Source organism: Mycobacterium sp. 852002-51163_SCH5372311 (assembly GCF_001667115.1).
Lineage (GTDB): Bacteria > Actinomycetota > Actinomycetes > Mycobacteriales > Mycobacteriaceae > Mycobacterium.
The window spans coordinates 1-14,004 of the sequence record NZ_LZIJ01000177.1; the positions used below are offsets into that span (position 1 = coordinate 1).

Genomic DNA, 14,004 nt, shown 5'->3' on the forward strand with positions numbered 1-14,004 from the left:
CCGCACTGGGTGTCGCGCTGGAACGCGCCGACCACGTCGTAGTGGCGTGCAGCGCCATCTCTCAGACGTCGCGACTGCGGGCTCAGCGCCGCCTGCCAGATACCCCGGTGCTTCCGCCGCCCGAGGTCGCGGCCGCCGCCGAGTTGCTGCTGCTGGCGGTCCCGGACAGCGAACTCGCCGGGCTGGTGTCCGGCCTGGCCGCCACCGCGGCGGTGCGGGCCGGAACGATCGTCGCGCACACGTCCGGCGCCAACGGGATCGCGATCCTCGCGCCGCTGGCGCCGGACTGCATCCCGCTGGCCATTCACCCTGCGATGACCTTTACCGGCTCCGACGAGGACATCAGCCGATTGCCGGACACCTGTTTCGGAATCACCGCGGCCGACGACGTCGGACATGCGATCGCTCAGTCGCTGGTGCTGGAGATGGGCGGCGAGCCGTTCTGCGTCCGTGAGGACGCACGCGTCCTCTACCACGCTGCGCTGGCCCACGCGAGCAACCATGTAGTGACAGTGCTGGCCGACGCGCTCGAGGCGTTGCGCGCGGCCCTGCGCGGCAGCGAACTGCTCGGTCAACAAAGTGTGGACGACCAGCCGGGTGGCATCGCCGAACGCATCGTCGGGCCGCTGGCCCGGGCGGCGCTGGAGAACACCCTGCAGCGCGGCCAGGCCGCGTTGACCGGCCCTGTCGCCCGCGGCGACGCTGCCGCCGTCGCCGGCCATTTGGCCGCCCTGGAGCGGGTCGACCCGGAACTGGCCCACGCGTATCGGGTGAACGCCCTGCGGACCGCCCTGCGCGCCCATGCCCCCGGCGACGTCGTCGAGGTGCTCACGGCATGACCAAAGCGATCAGGCCGCCAGCCTTCAGGCCCGGCGAACTCAACGTCTACCAGAACCCGCGCGACGTCACCGACGTCAGCCGCGCGCTGCGGCATACCGGCCGCCGGATCATGCTGGTGCCCACCATGGGTGCATTGCACGACGGGCACCTGTCCCTCGTCCGGGCCGCCAAACGGGTGCCCGGCTCGGTGGTCGTGGTGTCCATCTTCGTCAACCCACTGCAGTTCGGGGCCGGCGAAGACCTCGACGCCTATCCGCGGACGCTCGACGACGACCTGGCGTTGCTGCGCGGTGAGGGCGTCGAGATCGTGTTCGCGCCGACGGCGGCCGCGATGTATCCCGACGGCCTGCGCACCACCGTGCAGCCTGGTCCGCTGGCCGCCGAACTCGAGGGCGGGCCGCGGCCGACGCATTTCACCGGGGTGCTGACCGTCGTGCTGAAGCTGCTGCAGATCGTGCGTCCCGACCGGGTGTTCTTCGGCGAGAAGGACTATCAGCAGCTGGTGCTGATCCGGCAGATGGCGGCCGACCTGAACCTCGATGTCGCGGCGGTCGGCGTGCCGACCATGCGGGAAGCCGACGGGCTGGCGATGTCGTCGCGCAACCGCTACCTCGACCCCGCGCAGCGGGAGCTGGCCGGAACGCTGTCAGCGGCGCTGCTGGCCGGCATGAATGCCGCCCCGGCAGGTGCGCAGGCCGCTCTGGACGCGGCTGGTGCCGTGCTGGACGCCGTGCCCGCGCTGGCAGTCGACTACCTGGAAGTGCGCGGCGTCGACCTCGGCCCGGCGCCCGCCTGCGGAGCGGGTCGGCTGCTGGTCGCCGCCCGGCTCGGCACCACCAGGCTGCTGGACAACATCGCGATCGAGATAGGAACCCTCGCCGGCGCATCCAGGCCGGCCGGGCTGCAGCCCGATTCGGCCCAATCACATTGGAGGAACTGATGTTACGGACGATGCTGAAGTCGAAGATTCACCGTGCCACGGTCACCCAGGCGGACCTGCACTACGTTGGCTCGGTCACCATCGACGCCGACCTGATGGACGCCGCGGACCTGCTCGAGGGCGAACAGGTGACCATTGTGGACGTCGACAACGGCGCTCGGCTGGTCACTTACGCGATCACCGGTGAGCGGGGCAGTGGCGTGATCGGAATCAACGGTGCCGCAGCGCATCTCGTTCATCCCGGCGATCTGGTCATCCTGATCGCGTACGGAACCATGGAGGATGCCGAGGCGCGGGCCTACCAGCCGCGGATCGTCTTCGTCGACGCCCACAACAAGCAGATCGACCTGGGCCACGACCCGGCTTTCGTACCCCCTGACGCGGCCGAGCTGTTAGACCCTCGGATCGGTGTGCGGTAGCCGTGCTGCTGGCGATCGACGTCCGCAACACGCACACCGTCGTCGGGCTGCTGACCGGAACCAAAGAGAACGCAAAAGTATTGCAGCAGTGGCGGATTCGCACTGAGTCTGAGGCGACCGCCGATGAACTGGCGCTGACAATCGACGGGCTGATCGGCGACGACTCCGAGCGCCTCACCGGCGCGGCCGCGCTGTCCACCGTGCCGTCGGTGCTGCACGAGGTGCGGGTGATGCTCGACCAGTATTGGCCGTCGGTGCCGCACGTGCTGATCGAACCGGGTGTGCGTACCGGCATCCCCCTGCTGGTCGACAATCCGAAAGAAGTGGGCGCCGACCGGATTGTGAACTGCCTGGCCGCCTTCCACCGGTTCAACAGGGCCGCAATCGTCGTCGACTTCGGATCGTCGATCTGCGTGGACGTGGTGTCGGCCAAGGGCGAATTCCTCGGCGGCGCGATCGCTCCCGGCGTTCAGGTGTCGTCGGACGCCGCGGCGGCCCGCTCTGCGGCCCTGCGCCGGGTCGAATTGGCCCGCCCCCGTTCGGTGGTCGGCAAGAACACCGTCGAATGCATGCAGGCCGGTGCGGTGTTCGGCTTCGCCGGTCTGGTCGACGGCCTGGTCGGGCGCATCCGTGAGGACGTGGACGGCTTCTCCGGCGACTTGGGCGACAAGGTGGCGGTGGTGGCAACCGGCCACACGGCGCCGCTGCTGCTGCCCGAATTGCACACCGTCGACCACTACGACCAGCACCTGACCCTGCACGGCCTGCATCTCGTCTTCGAGCGCAACAGGGACGCCCAGCGCGGGCGGTTGAAGACGGCACGCTGATCACTTGCCGGCTTTCGTGCGTTGGCCAGCTCGCAGGCTAGACGTGAACTGGCGGACCTTGAGTGTGCATGCAGGGCGTCGCGGGTGATCCTAGGGCGAGAAATTCGCCAGGATCCCGCCCCTGCGATCACAGCCAACGCCGTCAGTTCACACCTAACGCCATCAGTCCACAGCTGACGCCCTCAGTTCACACCCGAAGCAGGCTCGATGCTTCGTCCGCAAGAGTTGATTTAAGCTGGCACGTCGTGAGCTCAGCCGACCCAGACATTCCAGAGCAGCTGCGGATCCGTCGGGACAAGCGCGCTCAACTGTTGGCGGAGGGCCGTGAGCCTTACCCGGTCGAGGTGGGACGCACCCACACCCTGGCCGAGATTCGCGCCGCATACCCCGACCTGCCGACGGACACGACCACCGACGACGTAGTCGGGGTAGCGGGCCGGGTCATGTTCGCCCGCAATTCCGGGAAATTGTGTTTTGCGACACTCCAGGACGGCGACGGCACCCAGCTGCAGGTGATGATCAGCCTGGACAAAGTCGGTCAAAAAGCCCTCGACGATTGGAAGGCCGACGTCGATCTGGGGGATATCGTCTACGTCCACGGCAATGTGATCAGCTCACGACGCGGCGAATTGTCCGTTCTGGCCGACTGCTGGCAGATGGCGTCCAAGTCGTTGCGGCCGCTGCCCGTCGCGCATAAGGAGATGAGCGAAGAATCCCGGGTCCGGCAGCGGTATGTGGACCTGATCGTTCGCCCGCAAGCGCGCACGGTGGCCCGGCAACGGATCGCGGTTGTCCGCGCCATAAGAAATGCGCTTGAACGGCGCGGCTTCCTCGAAGTCGAGACGCCTATGTTGCAGACGCTGGCCGGTGGTGCGGCGGCTCGCCCGTTCATCACGCATTCCAATGCCTTGGACATCGATCTCTACCTGAGGATCGCGCCGGAACTGTTCCTCAAGCGCTGCGTCGTCGGCGGTTTCGACAAGGTCTTCGAACTTAATCGTGTGTTCCGAAACGAAGGAGCCGATTCCACGCATTCACCGGAATTTTCCATGCTCGAGACCTACCAGAGCTATGGAACGTATGAGGATTCGGCAGTCGTCACGCGTGAGCTTATTCAAGAGGTAGCTGATGAAGCGATCGGGACCAGACAACTTCCACTGCCCGATGGGAGTGTCTACGACATAGACGGAGAATGGGCGTCGATAGAAATGTATCCGTCTCTGTCGGCGGCACTCGGCGAAGAGATCACACCGCAGACCACACTCGGTCGGCTAACCGCCATAGCGGATCAGCTCGGTGTCGAGATCCCGCAGAACCGGGGCTACGGACACGGCAAACTCGTCGAGGAACTATGGGAGCATTCGGTCGGCAAGAACCTCACAGCGCCCACCTTTGTCAAGGACTTTCCTGTTGAGACAACGCCATTGACTCGACAGCATCGCAGTATCGCAGGGGTAACCGAGAAGTGGGATCTGTACTTGCGCGGCGTCGAACTCGCCACGGGTTACTCCGAATTGACCGATCCGGTTGTGCAGCGCGAAAGATTCGTCGAACAAGCCCGCGCCGCTGCCGCGGGTGACGATGAGGCGATGGCACTGGACGAAGATTTTCTCGCTGCGTTGGAGTATGCGATGCCGCCGTGTACCGGAACCGGAATGGGCATCGATCGGTTGTTGATGTCTTTGACCGGCCTGTCAATTCGAGACACAGTTTTGTTCCCGATTGTGCGGCCACACTCCAACTGAACTATGCGTCTTGTGTTCGGATTGAGTATTCTGCACTCGTATGGCAGATTGGTGGCGGGGAGTCTATCCAAACTGCACAGGAACTGCACAGGAAGAAACGCGAGGGTAAGCCGATGGCGAAAAAAGTGACCGTCACCTTGGTCGATGATTTCGATGGTGCGGGCGCCGCCGATGAAACGGTCGAATTCGGGCTTGACGGGGTGACCTATGAGATTGATCTTTCTTCCAAGAATGCTGCGAAACTGCGCAACGACCTGAAGCAATGGGTAGCTGCCGGGCGCCGTGTCGGCGGACGGCGACGTGGACGTTCCGGCTCGACTAGGGGCCGTGGCGCGATCGACCGTGAGCAGAGCGCGGCGATCCGGGAATGGGCCCGTCGCAACGGCCACAACGTGTCGACCCGCGGCCGTATCCCGGCCGACGTCATCGACGCGTTCCACGCGGCCACCTGACAAACTGCAGACCGGCGCCCGGGCCACTAGGCCCGGGCTTCTGTCTTTTTGGGACTTTCGCTGGCGGCGAACGGTTCGCCGGCGACTCGGGAAACGATTCGGCGGTTTTCCTCGTTGCTGTAGGTACGGCTCGGTTCGACGGGTTCTGCGGAGTTCTTTCGGAGTGCTTCGGCAGTGCTGGGGAACCGTCAAGGTTAGGAACCCTGGCAGGCCGACCATTACAGTGGACGGCAGGTACGCGATTCCGGCCCCACGGACTATAGGGGCCACAAAGGGGCCGTAATGAGGTTGTACCGATGGTGAGGGAGAGCAGGTAACCACCGATGTTCGAACGATTTACCGACCGTGCCCGCAGGGTGGTCGTCCTGGCCCAAGAAGAGGCCCGGATGCTCAACCACAACTACATCGGGACCGAGCACATCTTGTTGGGTCTGATCCACGAAGGTGAGGGCGTCGCCGCCAAGTCGCTGGAGTCGCTGGGCATCTCGCTGGAAGGCGTTCGCAGTCAGGTCGAGGAGATCATCGGACAGGGCCAGCAGGCACCGTCAGGGCACATCCCCTTTACGCCGCGCGCCAAGAAGGTTCTCGAGCTGAGTCTGCGGGAGGCCCTGCAGCTCGGCCACAACTACATCGGCACCGAGCACATTTTGCTGGGACTTATTCGCGAGGGCGAGGGTGTGGCCGCCCAGGTTCTGGTGAAGCTGGGCGCCGAGCTGACCCGGGTGCGCCAGCAGGTGATCCAGCTGTTGAGCGGCTACCAGGGCAAGGAAGCCGCCGAAGCCGGCACCGGTGGCCGGGGCGGCGAATCCGGCAGCCCGTCCACGTCGCTGGTTCTCGACCAGTTCGGCCGCAACCTGACTGCCGCCGCGATGGAGGGCAAGCTGGACCCGGTAATCGGCCGCGAGAAGGAAATCGAGCGGGTGATGCAGGTTCTTTCCCGGCGCACCAAGAACAACCCGGTGCTGATCGGTGAGCCCGGCGTCGGCAAGACTGCCGTGGTCGAAGGACTCGCACAGGCGATCGTGCACGGCGAGGTCCCCGAGACGCTGAAAGACAAGCAGCTCTACACCCTGGACCTGGGATCGCTGGTAGCCGGCTCGCGCTACCGCGGTGACTTCGAGGAACGCCTGAAGAAGGTGCTCAAGGAGATCAACACCCGCGGCGACATCATCCTCTTCATCGACGAGCTGCACACCCTGGTGGGTGCTGGTGCCGCCGAGGGCGCGATCGACGCGGCCAGCATCCTCAAGCCCAAGCTGGCCCGCGGCGAACTGCAGACGATCGGTGCCACCACCCTCGACGAGTACCGCAAGTACATCGAGAAAGACGCCGCGCTGGAGCGCCGCTTCCAGCCGGTGCAGGTCGGCGAGCCGACGGTGGAGCACACCATCGAGATCCTCAAGGGTCTGCGGGACCGCTACGAGGCGCACCACCGGGTGTCCATCACCGATGCCGCGATAGTGGCGGCGGCCACTCTGGCCGACCGCTACATCAACGACCGGTTCCTGCCGGACAAAGCGATCGACCTGATCGACGAGGCCGGTGCCCGGATGCGGATCCGCCGGATGACCGCGCCACCGGACCTGCGTGAGTTCGACGAGAAGATCGCCGAGGCGCGCCGGGAGAAGGAGTCCGCGATCGACGCGCAGGACTTCGAGAAGGCGGCCAGCCTGCGCGACCGCGAGAAGCAACTGGTGGCTCAGCGTGGGGAACGCGAGAAGCAATGGCGTTCAGGTGATCTCGACGTGGTAGCCGAGGTCGACGACAACGAGATCGCCGAGGTGCTGGGCAACTGGACCGGCATCCCGGTGTTCAAGCTCACCGAGGCCGAGACCACCCGGCTGTTGCGCATGGAGGATGAGATCCACAAGCGGATCATCGGCCAGGTGGATGCCGTCAAGGCCGTCTCCAAGGCGATCCGCCGCACCCGCGCCGGGTTGAAGGACCCCAAGCGCCCGTCGGGCTCGTTCATCTTCGCCGGCCCGTCCGGTGTCGGTAAGACCGAGCTGTCCAAGGCGCTGGCGAACTTCCTGTTCGGCGACGACGACGCGCTCATCCAGATCGACATGGGCGAGTTCCACGACCGGTTCACCGCGTCGCGGCTCTTCGGCGCTCCGCCTGGGTATGTCGGCTACGAGGAGGGCGGCCAGCTCACCGAAAAGGTGCGGCGCAAGCCGTTCAGCGTGGTGCTGTTCGACGAGATCGAGAAGGCACACCAGGAGATCTACAACAGCCTCTTGCAGGTTCTGGAGGACGGTCGGCTCACCGACGGGCAGGGCCGCACGGTCGACTTCAAGAACACCGTGCTGATCTTCACGTCCAACCTCGGCACCTCCGACATCTCCAAGCCGGTCGGTCTGGGCTTCACCAAGGGTGGCGGTGACAACGACTACGAGCGGATGAAGCAGAAGGTCAACGACGAGCTCAAGAAGCACTTCCGGCCGGAGTTCCTCAACCGCATCGACGACATCATCGTCTTCCACCAGCTGACTCGCGACGAGATCATCCAGATGGTCGACCTGATGATCGGCCGGGTCGCCACCCAGCTCAAGGGCAAAGACATGGCGCTGGAGCTGACCGACAAGGCCAAGTCGCTACTGGCCAAGCGTGGCTTCGATCCAGTGCTGGGCGCGCGTCCGCTGCGGCGCACCATTCAGCGCGAGATCGAGGACCAGCTGTCCGAGAAGATTCTCTTCGAGGAGGTCGGGCCGGGACAGATCGTCACCGTCGACGTGGACAACTGGGACGGCGAAGGCTCCGGCGAGGACGCGGTGTTCACGTTCACCGGAACCCGCAAGCCGCCGGCCGAGCCCGATCTGGCGAAAGCTGGAGCGCACAGCAAGTAGCGCGAGTAGGCCGCATCGAGACTGCGGTGACGGCTTTGATTCTGCGGTGGCGGCGCGCCGCACTCGCACTTCCGCGCCGTAGACGCAGTGTCAATGTGGTCGGGACGCTTGTGGGCTGCCGTGGGCGCCGGTCTAGACTGACGGATGTTGTAGACGGGTCGCGGAATCTGGTGAAATTCCAGAACGGTCGCGCCACTGTGCAAAGTCAGACCCGAAGCTCGTCACCGACACCTAAGCGGGACGCGACATCCCAGAAGGAGTAACCAGTGGCCAATAGCGAGACAACCGGCGCCAGGATCGCAGCGGTGGATCTGTCGGCGACAAGTGCGGCGCTCTGGCTGGCGGCCACCGTCTTCCTGGCGCTGTTGACGCTGTACTTCGTCGGCATCGACCAGGGAGCGGTGTCACTGTTCGGCAGTGACTCCCACGTGCACGAATTCGTGCACGACGCAAGGCATCTGCTCGGATTCCCCTGCCACTGAGCCGACATCGAAGAAGCTGGAATCGCAGAGAAGGCGCGCCTAGCGTGGAGAAGCGTCTGATCGCGCGCGGTCTGCTGGCCGGCGCGGTCGGAGCAGTACTTGCGTTCGTATTCGCCCGCTTGTGCGCCGAGCCCGCAATTGGGCGTGCCATCGCGTTCGAGCATGGTCGATCCGAAGCCGAGAATGCCCAGGGCGTGCACGAGCACGGCGCTGAGTTGTTCAGCCGCGGTGTGCAATCCAACGCCGGCTTGGGCTTCGGAGTGCTGGCTTTCGGTGTCGCCATGGGCGCACTGTTCGCGGTGGCGTTCTGCCTGATCTACGGGCGTACCGGAGACTCCGCGAGAGATATTGCGCCACGGCCGTTTTCGCTGCGACTGGCCGCAGCTGCGTTCGTCACCGTTTATCTGGTGCCGTTTGTGAAGTATCCGCCCAACCCGCCTGCCGTAGGCCAGTCAGATACGGTCGGAGCGCGCACCGGGTGGTATCTGGTGGCTGTGCTGAGCTCGGTGATGCTTGCGGCCGTCTCGGTGTGGTTGGCCCGACGGCTCGCGGCGCTGTTCGGCGGTCTGTGGAATGCCGGCCTGCTCGCGGCGGGTTCTTACGTGGCGTTGATCGCCGTGATCCTGGTGCTGTTGCCGACGGTGCACGAGACTCCGGAACCATTGCGCAACGCCTCGGGTGCGATTGTCTATCCCGGCTTTCCCGCCGACGTTCTCTACGAATTCCGGTTGGTTGCGCTGGCAACGCAGCTCGTGCTGTGGGCGTCCATCGGCCTGGTTTTCGCGACGCTTGCCGGGCGGTTGCTGGACGGCCGGGCCCAGAGCGGACGGGCATCGAGTATCGCGACGTGACCGAGGTTATCCGGCTGACGTTGGTGTCGCATGGGATGACCGACGCGATGGCGGCCGGGCGCTTCCCCGCCGACGAGCCGCTCAACCCCATTGGACATACGCAGGTCGGACGTTTCGAAATCCCCAGCAACGCAAGCCAACTGGCCGGACCCGAGCTGCGCGCCCGGCAGACGGCGGAGCTGCTCGGGCTGCATGCCGCCACCGACCAGCGGCTGGCGGACCTTGATTACGGAAGTTGGCGCGGGACAACATTGGGGGGCATCCCGCCTGATGACCTTCAGGCGTGGTTGACGGATCCGACCCAAGCGCCGCACGGCGGCGAATCGATCGCCGGCCTCATCGGCCGGGTTGCCGGATGGCTGAAGTCGTTGATTCACAACGCATTACCGACGGTGGCGGTCACGCATCCGGCGGTGATCCGCGCGGCGATCTTGGTGGCGCTGGATGCCCCGCCGACGTCGTTCTGGCGCATCGACATTGCACCGGGCGATCGCACGGTCCTGCACTACCGCGACCGGGCCTGGACGCTGCGGTGGTCCTGATCGGGCTCGTAGCGCAGCGACTGGGACCACCGCGCGGACCGGATTACGGCTCGATCCGGATTTCGATCATCGCGGTGAATTCGGCCGCCTTACGGATATCGTCGGTACGAGGCCGCCCGTCGGCGCCGCGGCGCACTCCGTAATACTTCGCATCCCCGGGAGTCGCGCAAAGGAACTCCGCCAAACTCGCCGCCACCGTCGCGCGATCCTCGACAGGCGTCGCAATCCCTCGCAGCTTCCGGCCCGCGATCAGCATCTCGACGGGGGCCCCGCCGCGCAAGTTGATCCACCATTTGCTGTCGGTGTAGCAGACGACCAGGTCGGCGCGGCGGATGTAGCGAACCACGGCAACGTAGCGGTTTCCCGTTTTGCGGCCCGCGAAGGTCAGCAACATCGTGTTGCCGCTGACCAGGCGATGCAGCGGTGAGCCCAGCAAGCGCTTGAACAGCCAGTTCACATAACCCGGGACCGTCGGCGGCGGAACAGTGGCGGTCATGACGTAGTTCCTCTCCCTAGTTCACGTATGTGCACTAGCTGACTGTACCACCGTTAGTTCATACATGTGAAGTAAGGTGCATGGATGACTCGGCAACGGCTCAGCCCTCAGCGGCGCCGCGACCAGCTGCTGGACATAGGGGCCGCGCTGTTTGCCGAACGTCCGTACGAGGATGTGCTGATGGAGGACATCGCGGAACGTGCGGGCGTGACGCGACGGTTGTTGTATCGGTATTTTCCCACCAAGCGCGACTTCTACGCGGCGATCTTTCAGCGCGCCAGCGATCGGCTGTTGGCGAGTTCCGCGCCGACCGGCGACCGCACCGCCGATGAGCAACTACGTACCGCCGTTGACGCCCACATCCAGTACTTCGTAGACAATCCTCGCGATGCGCTCACGGTGAACCGGGGTGCCCTCGCCGGCGATCCGGTGATACAGGCGATCATCGCCGAAGAATTGGCGATGGTGGCCCAGCGCATCCTCGACGCGACCGGTCTGCACGGACACGCCCGTCAGGTCGCTGCCGTCGCCGTCCACGGTTGGCTGGTCTTTGTTCGCGCCATCTGCGTGGAATGGGTTGAGTCGCAAACGATCTCCCGAGTCGAACTGACGCAGATGTGCCTGGACACCTTCCGAGCGGCACTGCAGGTTGCCCGGACCTGCCAATCCTCGACGCCTTAGTCCGGCTGGCTTTACGCCGCCGTCCGGAGACGAGCTATTGCGGGGCCACCAGAGCGAATACTTGCTTGGCCACCTGCAACATCCAGCCGGTGACCGTCGGTCCGTGATCGCGCGGCCAGTTCAGCTGAAAGCTGACCACCCACGGCTGGTGCGTCCTGTCGACGGCGTACCAGCTGAACGTCAGATCGCCCGGCAGACCACCGGCTTTGGCGCCGATGTACGGCCAGTCGTTGCGATCCAGCTGAATACCTGCAACGGCGGCCAGGATCTTCCTGACCGGCGCGGCCTGGCCCACCGCGTCGGCCTGCAGCGTCGTATGTACCCGGCAGATGTCCTCGGCGCTGCCATACCATTCCGCGTTGTAGATCGATGCCGGGGCGTGGGCGCGGGTCGGATCAGGTTGATAGGGAGTGGCATTCGCTTGTCGCAGTAGCTCGGCTCGGACTTGTGGCGATGATGCCTGCTTCCATTGGCCGCGCAGGTCTGGTTGTCCCCAGCCGACGGAGAACAGCTCGTACATGGTCGGGAATGGCGTCATGCTGCCGGGGTCATGGTGGCCGGCGGTGACCAGCGCACGCTCGATGGCTCGGGTACCCAATCTCTCGATCAGCAAGTCGGTGGCCATGTTGTCGCTGTTGGCAATCATCTTCTCGGCGGCCGTGCGAACCGAGACATGCTCTCCAGCAGTCAATTCCAGGCCTGAGGAACCCACGGCTTTGCTCTTGTCGGTGACCGTCAACTGGTCATCCCAGGACACTGTCCCGTTCTTGACCGCGCCCGCAAGTGCATGCAGCACATACAACTTGAAAATCGATGCCAGCGGCAGAGATTCACCAGTGTTGGTGCCGGCTACCGGCTCGCATTCGCCGTTGTTGACCTTGGCGACCTGGTATGAGTACCGCGCCCCGGTCTTGCTCAACACCGCATCGACGTCGGCCCATGACTTGATCGAGGGTGGCTGTGTTTCGACGGTGAACCCGTCGACCCACCTGTCGTCGTCGGTGTGAATCCGGATGTCCTGGCGTGCACCGTATGAGGAGATCAGGTGCAGGGTGGCCGCGCTGGCCCCGATGTCAACGCCCGCCAGCGTGAATGGACGATCCCACCACAGCCCCTCCATGGCGGTCCGGACCATGTCGACCTTGTCCTTTGCGGCAAGAGTGCCGACCCCGACGGGCCCGATGGGCCAGTCCGAGTTGAGCATGTCCAGGGTCTGCTGGGCACGCAGTCCGGGAGGCGTGCCGGTGTCGATCTGTCGACCCGGATTAGCCGCATTCGCCTCTGGGGCAGGTGACGGAGCGCAACCCGGCGTCAGGGTCACGACCAATGCCGCGATGGCGCACAGCGCCGCTATGCGGTGTCGAACGCGGCGCCGGCTAGCCCGACTGACCTGAACCGGCAACGTCGAGCACAACCTCGAATTCCAGCAACGACGCCCCGGTTGCCACCGGGTTGGCCCGGTGGCCGGCATGGGCTTCGATAGCGGGCCCGGTAGCCCACGCCTGGAATGCTTCATCGGACTCCCAGTGCGTTACCACGAAATAGCGGTTCTCGCCCTTGACCGGGCGTAACAGCTGAAAGCCGAGGAAGCCGGGAGAGTTCTCGACCGCATGTGCGCGGTGGGCGAACCGCTTCTCCAGTTCGGGGCCAGCGTCGGCGGGTACTTCTATAGCGTTGATTTTCACCACTGGCGGCATGTCGTTAGGCTACCGTGCCGCCGGTCCGGCTCAAGATCAGGTCACGCAAGATTGTGGTATGCCCAGTGACCTGTTGACCCGCCGCGGCGGACGGGGCGAACCTTTGGTGCTGGTGCACGGCCTGATGGGCCGGGGCACCACTTGGTCGCGTCAGATTCCGTGGCTGACTCGGTTGGGCACCGTGTATACCTACGACGCGCTGTGGCACCGGGGCCGCGACGTGATCGATTCCTACCCGATCAGCACCGAGCGCTTCGTGGCCGATCTGGGTGACGCGGTGGCCTCGCTGGGTGCGCCGGCCAGGCTGATCGGGCATTCGATGGGTGCGCTGCACTCGTGGTGCCTGGCTGCGGAGCGCCCCGAGCTGGTCTCGGCGCTCGTGGTCGAGGACATGGCGCCGGACTTTCGCGGCCGCACCACCGGCCCTTGGGAACCGTGGCTGTATGCCCTGCCAGTCGAATTCCATTCTGAAGAGGAGGTATTCGCCGAGTTCGGAGACGTCGCCGGACAGTATTTCCTGGAAGCCTTCGATCGCACCACCACCGGCTGGCGGCTGCACGGTCACACCTCGCGGTGGATTGAGATCGCCGCCGAATGGGGTACCCGCGACTACTGGTGCCAATGGCTGGCCGTGCGTGTGCCGGCCCTGCTGCTCGAGGCCGGCAACTCGGTCACCCCACCCGGCCAAATGGTCGAGATGAGTGGAAACGACTGTACGACAAATTATCTGCGTGTGCCCGAGGCTGGCCACCTGCTGCACGACGAGGCGCCGCAGGTGTACCGGGAGGCGGTGGAGTCCTTTTTCCGCGCAACCATATGATGCTGAGCAGACGCAAACCACCAATTCGGACTCCCTGGTCAGGCCGGAGATTCTGACGCGTTCGGTGTGAGCCTATGGCGTTGATTGTGAACCTACGGCGTTCGGTGTGAACCTACGGCGTTCGGTGTGAACCTACGGCGGGAATCGGCGCGAATTTGCGCCAAGAATTCCCCCCCAAAGCCAAGGATTCACGCCGAAAGCCAAGGATTCACAATGAAAGCCAATGATTCACACCAACTTGTTGAATTCTCCCAGGGGATTGTGGTCTGCAGCCATAATCTCTGAGGCGGGGTTGCGTCCAGCAGAGTGGTGTACGAGTCGGGGCCCTGATCATCGGTACCGGCGTGTCGTAGCCGAGTGATTGAA

At 64.8% G+C, this 14,004-nt stretch carries 15 protein-coding genes; 12 read left to right on the forward strand and 3 right to left on the reverse strand.

What is annotated here, in order from left to right:
* From A5791_RS20525 to A5791_RS20570, 10 genes are all read left to right on the forward strand, one after another.
* Positions 1-839: Rossmann-like and DUF2520 domain-containing protein (locus A5791_RS20525; protein ID WP_067240745.1), on the forward strand; the 839-nt coding region annotated here is incomplete at its 5' end.
* An 8-nt stretch (positions 840-847) separates the two neighbouring features.
* Positions 848-1,780, forward strand: coding sequence for a pantoate--beta-alanine ligase (gene panC, locus A5791_RS20530; RefSeq protein WP_156661528.1), 933 nt, complete (start codon positions 848-850; stop codon positions 1,778-1,780).
* A complete protein-coding gene (gene panD / locus A5791_RS20535; protein ID WP_067240749.1) occupies positions 1,780-2,199 on the forward strand; it encodes an aspartate 1-decarboxylase in 420 nt (139 codons plus the stop codon). Before panC ends, panD begins: the two co-directional genes overlap by 1 nt.
* 2 nt (positions 2,200-2,201) lie before the next feature.
* A complete protein-coding gene (locus A5791_RS20540) occupies positions 2,202-3,026 on the forward strand; it encodes a type III pantothenate kinase (RefSeq protein ID WP_067240751.1) in 825 nt (274 codons plus the stop codon).
* Between the two features lie 245 nt (positions 3,027-3,271).
* Positions 3,272-4,771 carry a lysine--tRNA ligase gene (gene lysS, locus A5791_RS20545; RefSeq protein ID WP_067240753.1) on the forward strand — a complete coding sequence of 500 codons (1,500 nt, stop codon included), beginning with the start codon at positions 3,272-3,274 and terminating at the stop codon, positions 4,769-4,771.
* Between the two features lie 113 nt (positions 4,772-4,884).
* The gene (lsr2, locus tag A5791_RS20550) at positions 4,885-5,223 is read left to right on the forward strand and encodes a histone-like nucleoid-structuring protein Lsr2 (RefSeq protein WP_067240756.1); all 339 of its coding nucleotides are present in this window, start codon (positions 4,885-4,887) and stop codon (positions 5,221-5,223) included.
* 323 nt (positions 5,224-5,546) lie between these two features.
* The gene (gene clpC1, locus A5791_RS20555) at positions 5,547-8,069 is read left to right on the forward strand and encodes an ATP-dependent protease ATP-binding subunit ClpC (protein WP_067240757.1); all 2,523 of its coding nucleotides are present in this window, start codon (positions 5,547-5,549) and stop codon (positions 8,067-8,069) included.
* 266 nt (positions 8,070-8,335) lie between these two features.
* Positions 8,336-8,551, forward strand: coding sequence for a CbtB-domain containing protein (locus A5791_RS20560; protein ID WP_067240759.1), 216 nt, complete (start codon positions 8,336-8,338; stop codon positions 8,549-8,551).
* 44 nt (positions 8,552-8,595) lie between these two features.
* Complete coding sequence (locus A5791_RS20565; protein WP_067240761.1) at positions 8,596-9,402, forward strand: CbtA family protein; 807 nt, start codon at positions 8,596-8,598, stop codon at positions 9,400-9,402.
* Complete coding sequence (locus A5791_RS20570) at positions 9,399-9,944, forward strand: histidine phosphatase family protein (protein ID WP_067240763.1); 546 nt, start codon at positions 9,399-9,401, stop codon at positions 9,942-9,944. The genes A5791_RS20565 and A5791_RS20570 overlap by 4 nt, the downstream gene beginning before the upstream one ends.
* Positions 9,945-9,987: 43 nt before the next feature.
* On the opposite strand, the gene A5791_RS20575 is transcribed toward A5791_RS20570, so the two are convergent.
* Positions 9,988-10,440, reverse strand: a complete 453-nt coding sequence (locus A5791_RS20575; protein WP_067240765.1) for a hypothetical protein — start codon at positions 10,438-10,440, stop codon at positions 9,988-9,990.
* A gap of 84 nt (positions 10,441-10,524) precedes the next feature.
* Between A5791_RS20575 and A5791_RS20580 the strand changes: the two genes are divergently transcribed.
* Positions 10,525-11,121: a TetR/AcrR family transcriptional regulator gene (locus A5791_RS20580; protein ID WP_067240767.1), complete on the forward strand. Its 597-nt coding sequence runs from the start codon at positions 10,525-10,527 to the stop codon at positions 11,119-11,121.
* 34 nt (positions 11,122-11,155) lie between these two features.
* Here A5791_RS20580 and A5791_RS20585 read toward each other — a convergent pair whose 3' ends face one another.
* Together A5791_RS20585 and mhuD are read right to left on the reverse strand one after the other, a co-directional pair.
* On the reverse strand, positions 11,156-12,535 hold the full coding sequence (locus A5791_RS20585) for a serine hydrolase (protein ID WP_067240770.1): 1,380 nt from the start codon (positions 12,533-12,535) through the stop codon (positions 11,156-11,158).
* The gene (mhuD, locus tag A5791_RS20590) at positions 12,498-12,818 is read right to left on the reverse strand and encodes a mycobilin-forming heme oxygenase MhuD (protein WP_067240772.1); all 321 of its coding nucleotides are present in this window, start codon (positions 12,816-12,818) and stop codon (positions 12,498-12,500) included. The genes A5791_RS20585 and mhuD overlap by 38 nt, the downstream gene beginning before the upstream one ends.
* Positions 12,819-12,876: 58 nt before the next feature.
* Between mhuD and A5791_RS20595 the strand changes: the two genes are divergently transcribed.
* Positions 12,877-13,638 carry an alpha/beta fold hydrolase gene (locus A5791_RS20595; protein ID WP_067240774.1) on the forward strand — a complete coding sequence of 254 codons (762 nt, stop codon included), beginning with the start codon at positions 12,877-12,879 and terminating at the stop codon, positions 13,636-13,638.
* Positions 13,639-14,004 lie beyond the last annotated feature (366 nt).